Raw genomic sequence first — 20,396 nt, 5'->3', positions numbered from 1 at the left:
TATAACTAAAGAGTATTTTAATTAAAACGCAAATGGTATTGATTCTTATTTGCGTAGCTGCTTTAATCCTCACGTTTTTAAGTAATCAGGCACATGCAACTATGTTTAAGAAATCTCCCATCGCGTTAGGTTTATTAGTATCTGTTTCGGCTCTGAGCCATGCGGCCACCCCAACAGACATTGAACACGTTACCATTTTTGGTGGAAATCAGGCCGTCGAAGCCACACCCGGCAGTGGTATGGTGATCGATCAGGCATACTTAGACGATTTTGCAGTCAGCGATATTATGCGCGTACTGACCCGCGTACCCGGTGTATATATTACCGAAGAAGATGGCTATGGCCTGCGCCCTAACATAGGTATGCGCGGTAACTCTGCCGACCGTTCAGAAAAAATTACCATTATGGAAGATGGCGTACTGGCGGCACCGGCTCCCTATGCCAGCCCGGCGGCGTATTATTTTCCTACCATTGGCCGTATGAGCAATATTGAAATACTCAAAGGCGGCTCCAGCGTGTTGTACGGACCGCGTACCTCTGGTGGTGTTATTAACCTGCTAACCACCGGTATTAGCGACGCGCCCTTTTCATCGCGCCTCGATGTTGCCCTGGGCTCCGACGGCTACCGCAAAGCGCATGTGCGCGCCAGCGGCACTCAGGGCCGCTTAGGTGCGCTGGGTGAAGTGTATCACTATGGTGCCGACGGCTTTAAAAGCCTGCCAACGGGCGACGAAACCGGCTTTAGTAAAACAGACGTTGTCACCAAACTGGGCTATGAGCTTGATGCAGCAGGCAAGCACTATCTGGAAGCCAAGCTTAAATATTCAGAAGAAACCTCCGATGAAACCTACCTGGGGGTAACCGCCGACGACTTTAACACTTCGCCTTTTACCCGTTACAGCGCTTCAACACTCGATGTCATGTCAACCGAGCATAAACTGGTTAACCTCAACTACGTTTATACAATTAATGACAACAGCACGCTGAGCATGACAGCGTATTACAACGACTTTTACCGTAACTGGTACAAAACCGACCGGGTCAACGGGTTAAGCCTCGGCAGCGGCGCAGAAGAAGCCGCCTCAGCCTTTGATAAGGAAGTGGCCGCCGGCAATACCACTGCCAGCATCGACTTTAGAGTAAAAGCCAACAACCGTAACTACCTCTCGCAAGGTGTGCAGGGTGAATACGAAGTGTTTATGGGTGCCCACCAGTTAAAAGTCGGCGCCCGGGTGCACAACGATGAAATGGATCGTTTCCAATGGGTAGACACCTACGAGCTTGACGCCCAGTATGCGCTATCAACTGTCAGCACTGGTGTGCCTGGTACCGACTCCAACCGCATAGACAGTGCCAATGCGGTAAGCGCCTATATTCATGATACCTGGGAGTACGGTAACCTGACCGTTTCTGGCGGTGTGCGTTACGAAGACGTAAATCTGGCCCGTGATGACTGGGGGAAAACCGATCCACTGCGCACCGATACGCCGGCGCGCCGACGCAATAGTGTATCGGCCATATTGCCGGGCGTAGGCTTTACCTATCAGGTAAATGAACAGCTGTTGGTATTAGCCGGTGCACAAAAGTCATTTGCACCGCCGTCACCGGGCAATAATAATGCCGAAGAAGAGCAAGGCTGGAACTACGAAACCGGTTTACGCTACGCCGATCACATCAACCAGATTGAACTGATTGGGTTTTTCACCCAATTGGATAACCTGCACGGCAACTGCACCGCAAGCCAGGGCTGTGACAGCGATCTGATTGGTACGCAGTACAATGCCGGTAAAGTTGATATTCAGGGCGTAGAGTGGAGCTATCAGGGCCTGTATCCGGTGGCCGGGTTAACCGTGCCGTTCCGCGTAAACTACACCTATTCAACCGCAGAGTTTAAACAAAGCTTTGAGTCGGAACTCGACTCTTGGGGCAGCGTTCAGGCTGGCGACGATCTGCCTTACTTACCACAGCATACCATGCAGGTAGAAACCGGTATTCAACAGGAAAACTGGCAAATCATTCTGGCGGTTAAGCATACCTCAGACATGCGCACAGTAGCCGGCAGCGGCAGTATTGCGAGCGAAAACGAAGTGCCGTCAAGAACACTGGTAGATGTATCGGCCAACTACATGCTGGATAACCATCAAACCATTTACGCGGTTATCGATAACCTTACCGACGAAGAGTATATCGCCACGCGTCAGCACGGTGGTATTCAGGTAGGCAAACCACTGAGCTTACAGGTAGGCTATCGCTATCAGTTTTAATACCGGTGGTAGCATGTGATTAGGGCGGTTAAACCGCCCTTTTTTATGCTCAGCGTTTAAGGCCTTATCATGCAGTAGCTGGTACTGGCTTGCGGTAGGCTTTAACAATGTCGGCCATTACTGCCAGGCCAATTTCAGCCGGCGTTTTGCTGCCAATATCGAGCCCCACCGGCATGTGAATGCGGGCCAGTTGCGTTGCCGATAACTGCCCTACCCGCTGCAACCGCTCGGCACGATTGGCCGAGGTACGTTTTGATCCCATCACACCAATATAAAAGGCGTCGGTGGTGACCGCTTCCATCATGGTTAAGTCATCAACCCGCGGATCGTGCGTGAGCGCCACTACCGCAGTGTGGCTGTGCACGCTGCCAGGCTGCAATAAATAATCGGCGGCAAAGACCGGCTCAAACCGACACCCATCGATATTGCACAAGGTTTGCTCCTGAGAACGGTGTTCACACAAAATCACCTCAAACCCCAGTGATATTGCAAAGCGGGCGCAGTAATCTGCAACCGGCGAATAACCGGCAATAATTAAACGTCTGGCCGGGCCTGTACGCAGTTCAACACGCTGCGCATCAGCCTGCCAGTTAACTGCGGGCGTGTTATGTAACACCTCGGTAAAATTAACCTCACCGGTTAATGTATTTACCTGCCTTACCCGGGTGTTGTGGCCCAACAAACAGTGCAAGTAGCCGCCAAAATGACGGGCCGTAAACTCCGACGGAGCGATTTTTTCAACCAGCACATCGAGAATGCCGCCACAAGGCAGCGTGATAGACGCTTGCGGGCTTTCCTCGCCATACCTGACCACCTGCACCGGCTGGTTAAACTCATTGTTGGCAATACGGCTTAAAAAGTCATCTTCAACACAGCCGCCCGACAACGAGCCCACCCACTCAGTGGCACTTACCGCCGCAAATAAACTGCCCGGCTCGCGGGGAGATGAGCCCCAGGTTGCTAATACCGTGCAAAACCAAAATGACTTGCCCTGACTGAGCCATTCATTAACCCGGGTAAGCACCTTAACGTCGAGTGGTTGCATAAAACCGCGCATTTTCAATTAAACCGTAGCGGTAATGTAAAAAAATTCACCGTAAAGACCAAGTGTTATTATGCCTGCCGGCAAATAGTATCGACAGGCTGTACAGAACTCGCACAAAACAGCCACTTAGCACGTTTATATTTGTACTTACCCCTTGAATAAGTTAGTATCCGCCCAATATTAGACATTAACAAAGACGCTTTATGCGCCGTTTGTTTAATAGTAACGATCTCCGGGGCTGATTAGGATTCGACAGGATCTAGGAAGCTGGAGGTGCATGCAGAGGAGCGGTTTGCCTCTTAAAAAGCCGCATTTAAATAGTCGCAAACGACGAAAACTACGCACTAGCCGCTTAATACCCGGCATAGGCCCTTCCACCTAAGCTTTGTTTGCTAGCCAGGATTTTGGAAGGTCATATAAGTAAACTAGCGAGGGAAACTCTCCTGAGGTTGAACCGCGAAATAGTATCAGGACAGCTACCAGGAACCCTGTTTGTCGGGGTCCAAAGTAGTTAAATAAAAGACAAACTAAGCATGTAGTACCAAAGGTAGACATTTTCTGGACGCGGGTTCAAATCCCGCCAGCTCCACCAATTTAAAAAAGACGTCCTAGGACGTCTTTTTTAATGCTAGAAGTCAGTAACTAAAATCCATTACCTTCCAATCTATTTTGAGCCTCAATGTACATAACTGTCCCATTAAAGGGGGAAGTGGACATAACCATCAGACAAACAAACTATTTTTAAAAACAGCGGTGCTTGGCATTATAGAGTTATTAGAGTAAGGTCAGCATTGCGTTTATCAGCACAGTTTAATGTCATCGCACAATGAAGGTTTTCACTGCACGCCAAGCCATTTTTAATCGACGTCGACAAACGGTCGCCTACGAACTGTTTTTTCGCGATGGTATTGAAAATGTCTTCCCCAAAGATGTCGATCCGACCGTAGCCACCTCCCGGTTAATTGTGAATCAACATCTCAATGTTGGGATTAGTACACTGACGAATGGCAAAAGAGCGCTAATCAATTTCTCCCAGCAAGGCTTACTCGACCAGGTCCCTGCACTGCTACCGCCGAACGACATTGTGATAGAAGTGCTTGAAGATGTAGAGCCCACCGACGAAGTGTATCAAGCGTGCCGAGAGCTCTTTCACAAAGGCTACAGAATGGCACTGGATGATTTTCTGTATCACAGAAATTGGGATAGGTTCATCAATTTCACGCGTCTGCTAAAGTTTGATATTCAGAACACGTCACTTATAGAAATCGCGCCTTTAGTAGAGAAATTTAAACAACGTAAAGGCTTAAAACTGCTTGCCGAAAAGATAGAGACGCCAGAGGAATTCGCCCAGGCTAAAAAAATGGGGTTTGACTTCTTCCAGGGCTATTTCTTTGCCAAACCAGAAATGATTCAAAATAAGGATATTGAAGCGCAGCACGCCATGATCCTTATTATTTACCACGAAGCCTTAAAGCCCTATATCAATTACACCAAACTTGCGCGGTATTTCGAGCAAGACGTAAGCCTGAGTTACAAATTGCTGCGCTTTACTAATTCGGGACTATTTATACTCAAGGAACCCATTGAATCCATTAAGCAGGCTTTGATCTACCTCGGTGAAGAGCAGGCGAGAAAATTCGTGTGCCTCATAGCCACCGCGCACCTTAACAAAAATAAGCCGCTGGAAATCATCAGAATGTCGATCATTCGCGCCAGGTTTAGTGAGCAAATAGCGAAACAAGTCGCACCGCAGCTTGCAGACAGCGCTTTTATGGTCGGCCTGTTTTCTATGATAGATGCACTCCTGGACACCCCCATGGAATCTTTGCTTGCGCAATTGCCCTTAAGCGACGATATTAAAGCGGCGATGTTAGGTGAAAAAAACATCCTCTTTTTCACCTTAGAACTGGTTAAAGCTTACGAGTCTGGCAGTTGGTGGGCAATAACCCAAAAAGCCGATACGCTGGGTATAGAGCAGGACGTACTGCCTGATATGCATAGAAATGCCACACTTTGGTCAGAAACATACGAAGCCATTAAATAAGTGTAGGGTAAGGTTGCACTCACATTTACCGACTTGGGCTAATAAGGAATAGTGCCAAGTGTTTTGCACAAACCAGCGCGGCTCCCTTCGAGTACTTTCTGCATTTCAATAATGGTGTTCAGCGTCGGCGCATCAGCCTTAACAACCTCTTTTAGCTCCGCTAAATGACGATGCGCAGGTCTGAGCGAGCACAGCTAATGCCGCTAAAGCAAAGTGTCAATTAGCCGTTGTATGCCAATAAACCAACAATTAATGAAGTCCACCCGCCACTTGCGATAACCGGGATGCCCTTGTTGATTGGTCTTGCTTCGATAGTTCCTGCGCTTCGTTGGCCATTGCTGCTACGGCATCCATAATATCCAAAAAGGCCGTTAACTGCTTTTGATCCAGGGTGGCAGAAAGGTTTTCTATGTTACGTATCAGAGTCTTAGTGTTCATATTGGAGGCTACCGTCAAAAATCTGTGGTTTTACTGAGATATACAACAGTTATTCAAGAGCCGTACCAGTATTAAAATAGCAGCACATTCACCGCGCCCACTTTACTCCCCCTGCCAAACTCATGCAGCGCATGGCCGCTTCTTTATGATAATCCACGTGTTTAAGTGTATATGGCGCTCCGAGCGCATGAAACAGTCATTAAGTGCAGTAGTTGTGCTGGTTCCTTTTAAGTAACGTTATCTACCACCTTTATAGGGATAATGACTAACCATGTGGGGCGATACCCCCTCTTTTTAGGAGCTGTGATGACGTTAAATATGAAGCTTATGTATCGGGTTGCTGCGGCATTATGTTTACTGGATGCTGCGTGGCGAATGTTTTTTGAAAGCGCAAACTCTCGCGATTACATGTTTTCGTTAATCGCGGGATTACTCTTTTTAGTATTATCTGAACTGTGTCGCCTTCGACAAGGTTTGCAGAGCCACGCCGTAAGTTCAAATGGAAGTGAGTTGCAATGACTACAAGCGTTCGGTTTCGGCAGGAAACGCGCATTATGTTATTCCTATTTACTCGAACAAAGCAGCGGCCCCAGGCCTACTATTGCGGCATGTTTCAGTCGTAAAATACTTTGCTGCTCTGACTATCTGCAGATTCATATCGCTGATGATGCTAATAGACTGATTAATCGTAGTCAGTGCATTGCTGGCCTCATCAGAAACAAACAAAAATAAGTGAATCTTTCGAAATTATGTAAGAAAGTTAAAAGGCACCATGTAGAAGCTGAAATATATCTGGTTATGGGGGCCAGGTGGATACACATTGAGTCATGCAGTTCAGGATTCGCCTGTAATATCAATACGCTTGAGACTCCCAACCCGGCATGCTGAACAGTTTGAAAAGTAGCAATTAATTTTTATAGCAGAAAGCCCGCCAGCAAGCAGACTAACGATTGCTGTGCTACGGCGCGTTTGGCACCGTCAACCGGTGAAAACGTGACAACCGAATTAACCGGCAGCGATGTGATTAACCTAACCTATGCATAAACCTATGCAACATCTTTGGCCCAGCTGATTTTATTAAGTGCGCTGTCTAAAAAATAGGCAGTCATCATTAAAATAATCAGTGCCACAACCACCGATGCCAGACGATAAAAACTACTATAGAGAAAATCAGCGTTAGGTTGCAGGTATTGTCCGTACAAAATTCCAATCGTGGTCAGCGCGCCAAAGCCAACCCCGGAACCAATACGTTCGAGCATATGAATGCGTGCTGCCAACAATAGCGTCATAAACATCGCCATTACAACCAACACAAGGTGGCTAATTAAGTTGTACATTAATAGCTGGCTGATCAACGCTAAAGTGCAGCCCATAGCCACACCACGAACACGATTCCATGCATTCATGAGCGACGCCGAATAGGTCATTGGAAACAACACCAAAATAGTTGCCACCTGCGCCGACAACGAATCCCTCAGATTAAATACCTGAAACACCACAAAAGATAAGGTTGCTAATGTCGCCCCCATTAACATTCGATGATTGATCTGAGCCACAGATAAAGGCGGCCGCGCAGGCATTGCTGGCGCCTCATTATCGGGTAACAACCAAAACAGGACCGCACCACCAGCGACCGAAATCACGGTTGCTAATAACGTAGACACAGTCATATCAGTCAGCGAGGTGGTGGGATAACTGCCAAAATGCAGCATTACAGCTAAGGTAACCACCCCTGACGTCCACATCATAATATTGTTGCCCTTTGCCATATTCCTGAAATGAAGACAAAAAACAGCAAACACAGCCAGGGTCATCAGCAGCGGGAAAGGAGTAAAAAATGTCTTCAATAACCAAATTTCAACAACGTTGATCAACACACTGAGACAAAATTCCAGGGCTATCTTAAGATTAAAAACGGGTGCCATACCCAGCAATAAAATGGGGTAAACGGCAAAGAAAACACCGTAGGGCCAGCCCATCAACTTACTTATTGTAAACCCTAAACAGCTACCCAGCGCTATGCGGATAACACGCCGGTATTCATAACCGCTTAAACTGGGCACGGCAGCCTTAGTAGACATAATGCAGCCAACTAACCACTGTCATTTGCGCTTTACCCAGCCAGCTGATGACACTATCGTCGGGTTCATGCAACATTACGGTAGCCCGCGAACCTGCAACCAGTGCAGTCGGGAGTTGCCCATTATCTAATGCCACATAAACACGAATACGCTGCGCATCACGAACCCAGCGATCACTGTCATCAGGATCAGACAGTAAACCGTCAGCATTCACCTGCCCATCAACTACACCAAAGTCGCGACTGGCTAAATGCCCCTCAAATAACTGACCCGGTAACGCATCAAAGACTATCCAGGCTGGAACATCCGCTGCAAAGTGGCTAATACTTTTTTCACGAAAATCTGCAGCAATACGCTCCTTACCCGTAACCACTAAAGACAGCAAAGGTTCATTAGCCCGGGCCTGCACACCCTCAACCAGTTGTAGGTTAGAAACAATACCAGGTTCGGCCGCCCGCACATCTGTTCGGGCCAAATTCAACTCGGCCTGACGTAGATTATTTTTAGCCATATTAATGCGGGTGTTCTGCTCATCGGCAGCACCTAACTCCGCCTCTAACGCTCGTTTTTGTTGCTTTGCAGCATTCAGGTTTGCAGCAGTGATTTCCACTTCGGTCTCGGCCTGTTCCAAAGCCTGCTGGCTAACTAACTTTTGCTGACGCAGCGACGAAAGACGTTTCGCCTCGCGACGCGCTTCTTCTAAACTGGCCCTAGACGATACAATGGTTGCTTCAGCCTGAGCCAACTGCGCCACTAAACTGTCGCGAGCCTGCCGCGCTTCGCTAAGTTGCAAGCGCGCCTGCTCAACGGCTATTTCATAATCACTGGGGTCGATACGAAACAAACGCTCACCGGCCGCAACCACCTGATTATTGTGTACCGCGACCTCTACCACTTCGCCACCAACGCGTGGCGATACCTTAATTACGGGGCGCTGAACCATCGAATGCGGCGTCATAGGAATTGTCATGTCGGCAACTAACACGTAGGCCATCAGCAATACAAATACAATCGCACTGCCTCGCATCCAACGATTAAACTTCTTATCAGGTGTCATTGTCTCTCCGTAATCAGGTGATGGGCGTTATCGATAACCGTCTCCAGCAAACTGCTAAGCTGTTGACGTTGTTCGCTGGTTAACCCTTGCAACATTTGTTGGCGACCTAATTTGGCCTTCGCTTCTACATCGGTTAGTAACGACCTGCCTTTGTCGGTGAACCACAGCAATCTTCGTCGAGCATCTTCACTACAGTGCTTACGCTCAATCAGCCCTGCTTCTTCGAGCTGATTCAGGGTCCGCAACAACGAAGGTTGCTCAATATCAATATGAGCCGCCAGCTCTTTTTGCGTGCAGCCTTCACCCAAGCGATCCAGGTGCAGCATCGCAATCCAGCGTGTCTGGGTTAGCCCCAGATCCGCCATATAGTACTCCACCGCATGACGCCAGCTAAAAGCGGCACGACTTAACATCCAACCAATATTGCTTTCCATCAAATGTCTTTTAAATTTATTAGCATGCTAACTAATATAACAGATAATTAGCATGCTAATCAATATACCAATCAACACGGGTCGATAATTGAGGGGGCACCTAAGACGAAGGGCGAAAGCAGATCAGTCTCTGGCCCGCATGGTTTATTGATTATACTGCTATCGAAAAGAACGCTCTTAATCGAGCGTTACCTTTCCCGCCAATTAATATCCGACTTTCCATAGTTTGGCCAATACTGACAAACAAAATGAAGGGTCGATACCAGCCGCTTTAGGTATATCGGCCTTTGGTGAAAGCAATACCTGCTACTCTTTGGCATTGCCAACTTTGCTTTCAAACGCGTTAAATTTGAGATAACGGGTATACACCTGCCATCCAGTTGTCATATTTAACCGATACCATACGCCGCTTCATGTAACAGACGACCCTAGTTGTAATGCAGCCATCAATAAATATAAATTGGCAAGGTATAAGCGCCGCAGATGCTGAGCAGTTGCGTACAGCGCTCAAAGCATTTATTTACGGCCTCACCCACGACAGCACGCAGGCCGATGATATTTACCAGGAAACCTTATTGCGCACAGGCCGCAGTACGCGCTTTGCAGAACTCGATAACCCGCTTGCCTATATGATCACCGTGGCCAAATCAGTCTTGTACGACTTTCAGCGTAAACGCACACCAAACGCAGTTGATATCGACAGCATTGATAACGAAAGTGCCAGCGACGGGCCGGAACTGGCTTACCTCAACCAACAAAAACTCGCCTGTGTAGAACGCATTCTCAGTGCCATGTCGCCACTGCGGCGTCAGGTGTTTTTACTGCGCAGAGTCGATGGGATGAGCCGTGATGATATCGCAGCCTCACTCAACATAAGCGTTGAGGCAGTCAAAAAGCACTTAACCAGAGCCATGGTTGAACTTACTTTAAAATTGGAAGAAGCTGGCTGGACAACCAACAATTAATGTCCCCGTTTTGCATCGTTCTGAATCATAGTTATATAGATAAGGTTACCGAGACAGTAATGACAACGCCACAACGTTTAGAACAAGCTGCTGACTGGTTTGATCGCATTGACGAACTCAGCGAGCAGGATAAATTGCGATTTGCCCAGTGGCTTACCGACGCGAGCAACCAGTCGGCGTTCAATCGCGTTGCCGCAGCGCTCGGTCACCCCGAGGTCGCTACCGCGGCAATTCGTATTAACAACAACGCCTCGCAACAAAAAACAGTTTCTTCAGTACCGGATAACCGTGCGGTTTCGTTGCAGTCGGTGGCACCACAAAGCGCATCACCAAGGCGTAAAACGCTTTACTCGGTATACGGCCTGGCTAGTGCCGCGGCTATCGCATTGGTAGCAGTGCTCGTTAGCGTAAATGTTTCGAACAACTCTGCGCCCCCTGAGATCGCGCGACAACCTGCATCTTCAACGCTCAGCGTTATTCAGCAAGCTGAGTTTTCCACTCGTGCCGGCGAGCAGCACACTGCCCGGCTAAACGACGGCTCAATGGTTATTCTGAATGGCAAAAGCGCCCTGGCAGTCAATCACAGTGCGCAATTTCGCGAAGTGAGCTTAACCAGCGGGCAAGCGTATTTCGACGTTGCCCATGAACCGCAGCGCCCGTTCCTTGTGAAGCTGGATAATGCCAGTGTGCAGGTTGTTGGAACCGCTTTCGATATCGACCGCCTGCAGGATAAAACCGCAATTCGTGTGTACGACGGCGTTGTAAAAGTCACGGCAGATACAACCCTGACCTTAACAAAAGGCGATGGCGTCATCTTACAGGCCGGAAAATGGCTCCAGTCCTTTCAACTCGAAAACAGTCAGTTACCCGACTGGCGCACCGGCTGGCTGGACATCAGTAACGAGCCAATTAACGACATAGTGCAACGCTTAAACCGCTACACGAGTAAGCCTGTTAAGTTAGCAGGTTTCTCGCAATTGCCGGTATCCGGGCGCTTTAACGTTAAAGCCCCAGAGCAGGCATTGCAGTTACTCGCCAACATGGACGCACTCACGCTGACGGAACACAGCGATCACTTTTTACTCACCGTAAGCCAGTAAGTTATGTCAAGGTAGTGCGCTTATGAAGTTAGTCTGGCAGCAACGTTGCAGGCTACACAGCGTTGTCTTCACCACGGCGCTGATAGCATTGGCCAGCCCGCCTTTATGCGCTGATTCGCTGCCATCATGGCGTCAGGTTTATGTCAAAGCGCAACCATTAGCACAAGCATTAAAAACCGTAGCCACTCGCTTTGATCAGGCGTTTGTGCTTAACGCCACGCGCGTCGAGAAACTTGACGCTCCTGCCCTGAAAGGGCGCTATACGCTGGATGAAGCGTTAACCGTGCTTTTGCAAAATACCGGGTTAAGCTACCAGGTAACCCCTAACGGTATTGTTATCTCGCGCCCTGCCGAGCAATCTGAAAAGACGGTAATGGAAGAAGTCGCGGTCAATGGTATTCGCGCCTCATTAAACGTATCCCGACGGCAAAAGCGTGAGTCTGCCGCCATTAGCGACGTTATCGCTGCCCGGGATATGGCATCGTATCCCGACCGCAACCTGGCAGAATCCTTACAGCGTATTCCGGGTATGTCGATTACCCGCGAAGCTGGCGAAGGGCGCCAAATCGTATTACGGGGGTTAAACCCCGATTTTACCCTGGTCACACTCAACGGCATGCCGGTGCTCTCTAACAACGACTCTCCCATGGACAGCCGACTGCAAAAGCATCGCGATCGCTCTTTTGATTTAAATTTATTTGCCTCGGACTTATTTAACGAAATCCAGGTACTCAAAAGTTATTCAGTCGAGCAACCCAGCGGCGGACTCGCCGGTATCGCCGCACTTAAAACCGCCCACCCATTTGACACTCCCGGACTGCGCTGGACCGTTACCCAACAAGCAGGCATTAACCAATACAGCGATGATACAGCCAGGCGCGTGTCAGGCATGGTGTCATCCACACGCGGCAGTTGGGGTGCGCTTTTTTCTGCATCGTATGGCGTCAGAGATTCACAGGAGACCGGCGCCAACACGTTCCGCTGGCGACAGTTGCCACCGGATGGCGCCGATATATCAGCCCTGCCATTGCCGCTACAAGAAGCGTGGCAAGCACAACAAATCTGGGTGCCTCGCGGTAACCGCTATTCCCTGTGGCGCAGTGACATGGAGCGTATTGGTATTGGTGCATCCATTGAGTACCTTACCAGTAATGAACATATTACTTTCGACTACTTGTTCGGGCAATTAAGCGGCGACCGGCGTGAAAACCATTTGTACCCAAGAGGTTATAACTCAACCCCCGTGATTGCCGGTAAAACCCGTATCGAAGACGCTCAGATTAACCATCGTGACGAGTTGATTTATGCCCGCTATCGTCATGCCAGAGTGGGCACCGAAAGCCGCTTTCAGACCGTCTCCAACCGTTATCAGCAATGGGTCATCAATACTGAACATCAGTTTAGTACTGAGCTGTCGGGTGTGGGTACCTTTGGTATTGAGCATGCAACTTACGACATGCCACGCAGCGTTAAAGCCTACATGCGAGGCATCAGCGATGTCACTATCGACTATCGCCAGAATTACCATTTTGTCGACACGCATTACACCGGCTCACTGGTAACCCCCGATTTTTGGCACATGAACGAGCTCGACAGTGAGCGCTACAGTGCCACCAGTGAGTTTATTAATGCACGATACCGACTCGACTATACGCCCGACGCTCAGCATACCCTGCAAGTTGGCACTGAACTCACCCGCTTCAAGAACAGCATCGACTATACTGACGTTCAGAATATCCTGCTGACAGAATGGCAACATAACAGTGTTGCTAACCAGGTGCCGGTTAACTTAACCTATGTTCTGGCAAATCATCCGAAACAACACTGGCTGGCGCTTGATCCTGTGGCAACCTTCGACTTTTTTGATGTGCCGGTTAATCCCGACGCACTGGCCTACTCCCGGTTTACCACACCCTCACAACGCAACACGGAGCAAAACCGTATACAGGAATATCGCGCTGCTGGTTTTGTTCAACACCACTGGCAACGTCACCGCTGGCAGATAATCAGCGGCTTGCGCCTGGAGTACGACCGCAGCGCTATTGAGCAACACGGTGAGACGTTATCGAGCAACCGCTTGCAGCACATAAACTGGCTGCCAGCGGTGTCCGTCAACTATCGCTTAAACGATCAGATCTTACGGGCCAGCTTTAGTCGCACCGTGGGGCGACCACAACTTGAAACCCTCGCTAATACCGCGCGATATGACCCACAAAATGCCACCCTAACGCGGTTTAACCCGGCTCTAAAGCCCTATTCTGCTTACAATGTCGATATTTCGGCGGAGGCTTACCCCGGCGACACCAACCGCTTTGCTGTGACCTTATTTGCCAAATGGCTGGATGACTATATCGTCAGTACCTCCAGCACAATGGCGATAAACGCGTTACCTGAGCAGGAGCAATCTTTAATTGCCGCAACCCATGTCGGTAATACCGTGCACACGGTTATGGCCAGCAATGCCGAACAGTCCATGCTGTACGGCATAGAAGGCAGTACTCAGATAGAGACTACCCTGGCGGGATTGTTTCCTGCGCTGCAGACCTACCACCTTGGCATGGTGGCCAACTTGAGTTATACGCAAGGCAATATCCGCTATTTTAACGATAACACCGGTGCGCCCATTGGCACCAAGACACTGCCTTTTTTATCGCCATGGCTGGCAAATATTACCGCCTACGTTGAAGGCTATGCCCTGAGTATAAGGCTATCTGCCACCTATCGGGATCGATACATCGCCCGGGTCGATAGCAATACACTTCAGGATGAAGACGAAACCGGCTTTGAACAAAGTCTCTACCTTGATGCGGTGCTGGCGTACCAGTTTTCCGATAACTGGGAAGTTCGTCTGGAAGCCACTAACCTTTCCAATGAACAGGAAATGCAATACTCCGATGCCAGTCGCCGCCCCTATAATACAACCGTTAGCGGTCGCAATTATTATCTTGGTTTAACCTACCGTTTTTAACCACTAACGTGATGCCATTGGGTATCATCACATTTGCTGCCCCGTTGTTGGGGTGGTCATTTTGTTATTCGCCAAACGCAACAAAGCACGCCGTGGCGTGCTTTGAGTTTAATTGCTGACCGGCGTCTCAACATCAGCATCGCCGGTAGTTGCTTATACCTGCTTACATAAAGTAGGTCACGCCCAGATAAAAGGTACGGCCACTCACAGTAGTGTTGTATAACCGATCATCTGAATCACTGTATTGCTCTTCGCGCTCGTTACTTAAGTTAACCCCTTCCAGGCTTACTTTTAAGTCTTTTGTGATGTTGTAGAAAGCGGAGAAATCCCAGTACGTCGTGCCATGGAAGCCAGCTTCATCCTGATCATTACTGGATGTTTCCACCTGGGTCAGGTAATCATCGCGATGAGCAAGCGAAACCCGCGCGCCCCAGGTATCAGTTTCATAGTACAGAGTGGCGTTGTAGGTGTTTTCCGACAGGCCATAAAAGGGCCGGTATACCGCAACGCTTTCACCATCCACCAAAATATTATGCAGCGATTCTCCCTGCGCATAGGTATAGTTGGCTATTGCACCTAACTTATCAAAGGGTGCCGGTAAAAAATCGAAATCGCGCTGAGCAGCGATTTCCCATCCCGAAAAGTCACTGTCTTCGAGGTTTTGCGGCTGTGAAAAAGTATACTCCGTTTGCGCCGTCTGCGGGTTACCGTTTTCATCCAGCATGCCATCAATCAGGGCCAATGGGTAACCGGTATCGCCATACGCAATCGGCGCAACCTTGGTGGCAATAAAGTTATCAATATCCTTGCGGAAGTAGGTCACCGACGCATACCCAACGCCATCAAAATAATACTCCGCACTGGCTTCCATATTGATAGTTTCAAAGGGTTGTAAACCGGGGTTACCGGCACTGATACTCAAACCACTGGAGCCAACCAGGGGATCGGTATTCACGGTGCCGGATACCGACAAACTGCCTAACGTTGGGCGCGTAACGTTTTTGCCTGCACTGGCACGCAGTATCAGGTTTTCGGTTGCAGACCAGGCCAGGTTCAGTGTTGGTAATAAGCCGTCGTAACCACGGGCCACGGTGACATAATCGGTATTATTTACCAGCCCGGTAGACTCAATATCGGTATCAAAATAACGTAAGCCAACGCTTGCCCGCAGCTCTGAATCATCAAGTAGCATATCCAGATTGTAGGTAATATAGGCAGCCTGGGTTTCTTCTGTCACCTCGTTGGGGGTATTACTCATGGTTAAGTTGCGATCCACCGCAAAGTCACTGAGCACATTGTTCACGTTTACACTTAACCAATCCTGCTTTTTATGCCCGGTGTTAATGTAAGTATTTGCGCTGTCGATGACATCGCTGACACTGCCATTTTCCCACGCGCTGCGCATTTCGTTGGCCGATTGCACATTATTGTTGTCGTGCTCAAACGATTTAAATGACACCCCGACTTTCAGCGAGCTACTGTCGTTAAGCATATAATCCGCGTCTAACTTGGCAATATCAAAGCCATTCGACACCTCGTCTTCGGCTAAATCTATTTCGTGATAACGAAACTCGTCAATATTGGTGGGGTCATAATTATTCAGGTAGGTGTTAGTCCCATAAAAGCGATCCTGACGATAATCGATAGACATATCAGCAAACGACTCCACGTAAACCTTGGCGCTGTTGCTTTCATAATCGCTCTGCATATGTCCCAGTAAACCCGACACACTCAGCGAGTCGCTGACATTCCAGTCGCCACTTAAGACCACCTGACTAATATCCGTATCGGCGCCCTGATCGCGGCTCTCAGAATGTACCGCGGTGTTTTCCCACTGCGAAAAAATCACCTCATTATTGGCATTGTATTCAAGCGCCGTCAGACCAGAGCAAAAGTAGCGGCTATCGTCATATGCCGGGCCGGTACAGCCAAGGGCCGTGGAGCTTGAACCGCGGCTTTGCAAATGAAATTCCGCACGGTCATTTTTTAGCTGGCCGTACAATACATCAAGGTCAACCGACAGATCGCTGGAGGGGCGGTACTGCAGAGCCAGCGTTGCGCCAACACGGGTTTGCTCGCTGTTAAACAATGAGTAGCGGCTGCCGCGGGAAAAGCGTAAATCGCCACTGTTAACCGCGGCCTGCTGCGCTGCCGACAATGCCGAAATATCGGAGCCCTGCGCATCACGCGGACGCCAGCGGTAGGTATTGTAGCCCTGTTCGCTGGTGTCTCGCTGGCTGTAAGCAATCGAGAAAAGCGCGCCAAAAGTATCCCAGGTATTAGACACCAAAGCGGCAACGCGCGGACTGGTGTCATCGGTCAACGAATTGTCCCCAACCTGTGCGCTGACAACGCTCTTGAAACCATCATAATGAAAGGGTTTAGCTGTATACAGTTTTACCGTACCACCAATACCGCCCTCGTCCATTTCGGCCGAATAGCTTTTTTGTACGTCAATTTGGTTAAACAGCTCCGAGGCGAAAATATTGAAGTCAAAAGAACGTGAGGTGTTAGTGGTACCACGGCTATCCATGGGCGATGAAGACGTGCCCAGTGCTTCCATACCATTGAGCTGAACCTGGGTAAAATCGGCATTCAGACCACGCAATGAGATTTGGCGACCCTCGCCCGCTTCGCGAGTAATGGTAATACCGGGGATACGCTGTAACGACTCAGCCAGATTTAAACTGGGAAAGTCGGCGATATCTTCGGCCAGAATCGAATCCTGTGACACCAGCGCGTCTTTCTTGAGATCCTTCGCCTTAACCAACGAGTCACGAAAGCCACTTACCACAATGGTCTCGACCAGCTCGTCATCGCTTTGCGCGGTTACGGCCGTTGGTAATGTGCCTAATACACTCATCACTGATAGCGCGACGACATGTTTACGAAAAGACTGTTGCATGATTTTTCCTTACAAAGTTGAGGTCATTAATTCAATAAGAAGCGTTTTTTTGCCGCACTAAGTGTCCGTCAGCAAAAACCACCTGATGTCCGGTTTGTTTTGCCTGGGGAGATTGCGGATGAAAATCGGTAGAAATAAACTGGGCACCGCTGTTAAAAGCCGCCTGCATACGCTGGTTCATCTGTGTTGGCGTAGCACTCAAGTCGGCGTCAGCCCGGGTTCTTACCAAAAATCCGGATAGCACCAGTTCACGGATCTCGGATTGCTGGCTCAGCGGGTCATTGCGGATCATAATGGCCGCCTCATCGCTGTCGGGCGTAAACGATGCAAACATGGCGCGCCCTTGCAACGACGGGTGATGACGAGCATAAAGGCGGCGCTGTTGCGGGTTAGCATCAAACAAGAAGATAAATTTGCCACGCAGCGTGTCTATAGCGGGCCAGCCGGTTTGACGCACCGCTTCATTGAGGGTGTGGTGTTCGCCACGAATATCATCGGGCGTCACCAGCTTGCCTTGCATGACCTCACGGATCACAGTATCTAACGCATCATAGGAATGCCCGCTAAATGGCTGTGGCGGCAATGCGGTCACAAAGTCGGGCTGACTTTCTTTGGCATTTAGCATTATCAGTATGGGAAAATGCGCCGGGTGTGCGTCTGACCAGCGGCTTAAACGGCTCAAACATTCGCCAAAATCGATGCAATGGGAAAGTACATCCACATGGGGAATATGCAGCACTTTAAAGCCGGGCGCAGCCAATGCTGCTCGCTCCGCATCAGTCAGCCATTTGGCGTTCAGCTGAGCTTCCATGTGTGGCTTATCGTACTGCTGGCCATCAGGGTCATTTACCACATCGATTTCCAATTGCCGCAGTCCGCTAGCCAGTTGTTCACTCAGCGTGGGGTGACTGTAATTCAGCTGTTTAGCCATGTCAGAATGGTGTGTCTGCAGGTACTGCAACAGCTCTGGGGGGAGTGCCCGCTTATAACTGTTGTGGGAGCCAATAATTTGATACTGATCCAGGTTGGCAGCCACGCTTGTCAGCGGTATAAGGAGCACTGTAATAAAACGTAAAAGGCGCATTGTCACAATCCATTATCTGGTTTGTGAGGTAGAGGTGTGAGGCAACTAAACGGGGACCAACTTTTTTATCGAAAACTGAATTTTAATAAAAATGTCATATAGTTAGTGAAATTTTGATGACAATTACAATTAAGCTGTCCCCGTTTTTGTCTGGCTGATGTCTTCACCACTGGCCTGAGTTTTTGGCCGCGATTCGGCGGCGTCATTCAAGGCACAACCTTCACGCTTTCAGGGATTAAACTATGCAAACTATGCCCACCACACGATTAATCATCGCGCTGGCACTCGCGGTTATTGTGAGTACCTACGCAACCGCCCGGGACACAGCACAGCGGTTAGATATCGCGTTTCTGGCCGACATTCACCTGCACGACCCTTATCAGGCAGCACGTGACTTGCCTGCCAACAACTTACCTAAAGATCCGGTAACCGGTGAACCACTCTTGCTGCGCAGTATGAACGCGCAATTTCATTCAACCCGCTTATTTAACGAAAATTACTGGGTACTGCGTGCCGCACTGGATGACATCGTCGCACGAGGCATTAAACTGGTGGCACTGCCGGGTGACTTTTCAGACGATGGCCAGCCAGTAAACATCCGCGCGTTGAACACGCTGCTGAATGAGTATGCCGAAAATTATGGTATCCGTTTTTATGCCATGAACGGCAATCACGATCCCACCCGCCCGTTTACCCGTGCTGGCGGTAAAACCGATTTCCTCGCTGCTGACGGTCATGAACTGAGTGTTGTGAGTGAAGATCATCCGGCCTGTCTTAACAAGCAGGCATGGCAGTGTAACGACAACCTGAAGGAATGGGGCTATGCAGAAATCGTCAGCACATTGTCAGCCCATGGTTTTATGCCTCACAGTAACGATCTGCTGTTTGAAACGCCGTTTAACACAACCAATATGGCTAAACGCTACTGGCAATGGTGTGATGAAGAAGAAAAGGCAACGTGTATTCGTATGCCGGATACCAGTTATCTGGTAGAGCCGGTGAAAGATGTCTGGCTACTGGCCATCGACGCCAATGTGTATTCGCCTGCGGGCAAGCTCACCGACAATACGTTCAATGGCTCAGGCAATGCCGGCTATAACGCGCTTATTCATTACAAACCAGACCTGATCCGTTGGATAACCGACGTAGCCCGACGCGCAAAATTACGTAACAAAAAGCTCATCGCTTTTAGTCATTTTCCGATGGCGGATTTTTATGACGACAGCGCACCGGCACTGGCCGAACTTTTCGGCGACAAAGCCATGCAACTGGGCCGTTTGCCAACCAGGGATACTACCGAAACGTTGGCCAGCACAGGTATAAAACTGCACTTTGCAGGGCATATGCATTTATTTGATACCAGTAAAAGTGCCACGTCCGGCTTAGTGAACGTTCAGGTGCCTTCGCTGGCGGCTTATCAGCCTGGCTATACGATTTTGTCGATAACACCAGGCGCCAACGCTCACATCAACACTGTAATCCTGGCGGATGTGCCGGGCTTTGATCGCTGGTTTAACCTGTATAAACCCGAATGGCAATACCGGCAACAAACGACCAACAGCAACTGGTCTCTTACAGCACTCAACGCTAACAACTATCTGGCTTTCACCGATGCCCATTTACAACACGTTATTCGCCATCGGTACTTACCCCGGGAATGGCCCGCAGAATTAGCTAAAGTTATTAGCAACAATAGCGTTGGCGACCTGCTTTCCAACACCGGATGTAAAGCCATGGCTGACAGCCTTACGTTGACCTTCAGCGATGTCACCGGGGCAAACGCAATGCTGCTGGTCGACGACTATTACCGCGTACGTAACGCAGGCGCCTTTGCCAGTCTGCAAGGACGAGGCGAGTTCTACCAACGCTTGGCGCAACATCTCGACTCACCTGATTGTGTTGAGTCGTTACCCACCACGCCGGGGCTCTCGCAATTTTTGCACCTTGTCACGTCGTCTGTAAAAGACGCCCGGTACGACCAACCCTCCTTTGAATTTCAATTTTAGGGTTG

General features: G+C 49.3%; 13 protein-coding genes and 1 other RNA gene. 7 read left to right on the top strand and 7 right to left on the bottom strand.

The features are described 5' to 3' along the window. Window positions 1-101: 101 nt before the first annotated feature. Window positions 102-2,264 (top strand): TonB-dependent receptor family protein, encoded by a 2,163-nt coding sequence (locus OIK42_RS08605; protein WP_273639741.1) that lies wholly within the window; start codon window positions 102-104, stop codon window positions 2,262-2,264. Window positions 2,265-2,331: 67 nt separating this feature from the next. Here the strand turns inward: OIK42_RS08605 and OIK42_RS08600 are convergent, their stop codons facing one another. Further along, a complete protein-coding gene (locus OIK42_RS08600; protein WP_273639740.1) occupies window positions 2,332-3,309 on the bottom strand; it encodes an XdhC family protein in 978 nt (325 codons plus the stop codon). A 234-nt stretch (window positions 3,310-3,543) separates the two neighbouring features. Here OIK42_RS08600 and ssrA point away from each other — a divergent pair. Both ssrA and OIK42_RS08590 read left to right on the top strand, forming a co-directional pair. Next, window positions 3,544-3,901: a transfer-messenger RNA gene (gene ssrA, locus OIK42_RS08595) on the top strand. Window positions 3,902-4,135: 234 nt separating this feature from the next. Beyond that, window positions 4,136-5,353, top strand: coding sequence for an EAL and HDOD domain-containing protein (locus OIK42_RS08590; protein WP_273639739.1), 1,218 nt, complete (start codon window positions 4,136-4,138; stop codon window positions 5,351-5,353). Window positions 5,354-5,602: 249 nt separating this feature from the next. Here OIK42_RS08590 and OIK42_RS08585 read toward each other — a convergent pair whose 3' ends face one another. From OIK42_RS08585 to OIK42_RS08570, 4 genes are all read right to left on the bottom strand, one after another. Beyond that, window positions 5,603-5,791 (bottom strand): hypothetical protein, encoded by a 189-nt coding sequence (locus tag OIK42_RS08585; protein ID WP_273639738.1) that lies wholly within the window; start codon window positions 5,789-5,791, stop codon window positions 5,603-5,605. Between the two features lie 1,046 nt (window positions 5,792-6,837). Further along, a complete protein-coding gene (locus OIK42_RS08580) occupies window positions 6,838-7,872 on the bottom strand; it encodes a DUF2955 domain-containing protein (protein WP_273639737.1) in 1,035 nt (344 codons plus the stop codon). Beyond that, window positions 7,862-8,929, bottom strand: a complete 1,068-nt coding sequence (locus tag OIK42_RS08575) for an HlyD family secretion protein (protein ID WP_273639736.1) — start codon at window positions 8,927-8,929, stop codon at window positions 7,862-7,864. Before OIK42_RS08575 ends, OIK42_RS08580 begins: the two co-directional genes overlap by 11 nt. Further along, window positions 8,926-9,363 (bottom strand): MarR family transcriptional regulator, encoded by a 438-nt coding sequence (locus OIK42_RS08570; RefSeq protein ID WP_273639735.1) that lies wholly within the window; start codon window positions 9,361-9,363, stop codon window positions 8,926-8,928. The genes OIK42_RS08575 and OIK42_RS08570 overlap by 4 nt, the downstream gene beginning before the upstream one ends. 437 nt (window positions 9,364-9,800) lie before the next feature. On the opposite strand from OIK42_RS08570, the gene OIK42_RS08565 reads away from it, so the two are divergent. Genes OIK42_RS08565 through OIK42_RS08555 form a run of 3 tightly spaced genes read left to right on the top strand, consistent with a single transcriptional unit; the run spans window position 9,801 to window position 14,396 of the window. Further along, on the top strand, window positions 9,801-10,328 hold the full coding sequence (locus OIK42_RS08565; protein ID WP_273639734.1) for an RNA polymerase sigma factor: 528 nt from the start codon (window positions 9,801-9,803) through the stop codon (window positions 10,326-10,328). Window positions 10,329-10,387: 59 nt separating this feature from the next. Then, window positions 10,388-11,428, top strand: a complete 1,041-nt coding sequence (locus tag OIK42_RS08560) for a FecR family protein (protein ID WP_273639733.1) — start codon at window positions 10,388-10,390, stop codon at window positions 11,426-11,428. 22 nt (window positions 11,429-11,450) lie between these two features. Further along, entirely contained in the window at window positions 11,451-14,396 is a 2,946-nt protein-coding gene (locus tag OIK42_RS08555; RefSeq protein WP_273639732.1) for a TonB-dependent receptor, read from the top strand. A gap of 163 nt (window positions 14,397-14,559) precedes the next feature. On the opposite strand, the gene OIK42_RS08550 is transcribed toward OIK42_RS08555, so the two are convergent. Both OIK42_RS08550 and OIK42_RS08545 read right to left on the bottom strand, forming a co-directional pair. Beyond that, window positions 14,560-17,301 (bottom strand): TonB-dependent receptor, encoded by a 2,742-nt coding sequence (locus OIK42_RS08550; RefSeq protein WP_273639731.1) that lies wholly within the window; start codon window positions 17,299-17,301, stop codon window positions 14,560-14,562. Window positions 17,302-17,332: 31 nt separating this feature from the next. Continuing rightward, the gene (locus tag OIK42_RS08545) at window positions 17,333-18,385 is read right to left on the bottom strand and encodes a Ca2+-dependent phosphoinositide-specific phospholipase C (RefSeq protein ID WP_273639730.1); all 1,053 of its coding nucleotides are present in this window, start codon (window positions 18,383-18,385) and stop codon (window positions 17,333-17,335) included. A gap of 242 nt (window positions 18,386-18,627) precedes the next feature. Here OIK42_RS08545 and OIK42_RS08540 point away from each other — a divergent pair, with 242 nt between their 5' ends. Next, complete coding sequence (locus OIK42_RS08540) at window positions 18,628-20,391, top strand: metallophosphoesterase (RefSeq protein ID WP_273639729.1); 1,764 nt, start codon at window positions 18,628-18,630, stop codon at window positions 20,389-20,391. Window positions 20,392-20,396: the final 5 nt, after the last annotated feature.

Source organism: Alteromonas gilva (assembly GCF_028595265.1).
Classification (GTDB): Bacteria; Pseudomonadota; Gammaproteobacteria; order Enterobacterales; family Alteromonadaceae; genus Alteromonas; species Alteromonas gilva.
This window is presented reverse-complemented; position numbering and strand designations above follow the sequence as displayed.

Excerpts from the sequence above, each read along its gene's own strand:
- OIK42_RS08605 (WP_273639741.1), top strand. The coding sequence starts at position 102 with ATGTTTAAGAAATCTCCCATCGCGTTAGGTTTATTAGTATCTGTTTCG.
- OIK42_RS08600 (WP_273639740.1), bottom strand. The coding sequence starts at position 3,309 with ATGCAACCACTCGACGTTAAGGTGCTTACCCGGGTTAATGAATGGCTC.
- OIK42_RS08590 (WP_273639739.1), top strand. The coding sequence starts at position 4,136 with ATGAAGGTTTTCACTGCACGCCAAGCCATTTTTAATCGACGTCGACAA.
- OIK42_RS08585 (WP_273639738.1), bottom strand. The coding sequence starts at position 5,791 with ATGAACACTAAGACTCTGATACGTAACATAGAAAACCTTTCTGCCACC.
- OIK42_RS08580 (WP_273639737.1), bottom strand. The coding sequence starts at position 7,872 with ATGTCTACTAAGGCTGCCGTGCCCAGTTTAAGCGGTTATGAATACCGG.
- OIK42_RS08575 (WP_273639736.1), bottom strand. The coding sequence starts at position 8,929 with ATGACACCTGATAAGAAGTTTAATCGTTGGATGCGAGGCAGTGCGATT.
- OIK42_RS08570 (WP_273639735.1), bottom strand. The coding sequence starts at position 9,363 with ATGGAAAGCAATATTGGTTGGATGTTAAGTCGTGCCGCTTTTAGCTGG.
- OIK42_RS08565 (WP_273639734.1), top strand. The coding sequence starts at position 9,801 with ATGCAGCCATCAATAAATATAAATTGGCAAGGTATAAGCGCCGCAGAT.
- OIK42_RS08560 (WP_273639733.1), top strand. The coding sequence starts at position 10,388 with ATGACAACGCCACAACGTTTAGAACAAGCTGCTGACTGGTTTGATCGC.
- OIK42_RS08555 (WP_273639732.1), top strand. The coding sequence starts at position 11,451 with ATGAAGTTAGTCTGGCAGCAACGTTGCAGGCTACACAGCGTTGTCTTC.
- OIK42_RS08550 (WP_273639731.1), bottom strand. The coding sequence starts at position 17,301 with ATGCAACAGTCTTTTCGTAAACATGTCGTCGCGCTATCAGTGATGAGT.
- OIK42_RS08545 (WP_273639730.1), bottom strand. The coding sequence starts at position 18,385 with ATGCGCCTTTTACGTTTTATTACAGTGCTCCTTATACCGCTGACAAGC.
- OIK42_RS08540 (WP_273639729.1), top strand. The coding sequence starts at position 18,628 with ATGCAAACTATGCCCACCACACGATTAATCATCGCGCTGGCACTCGCG.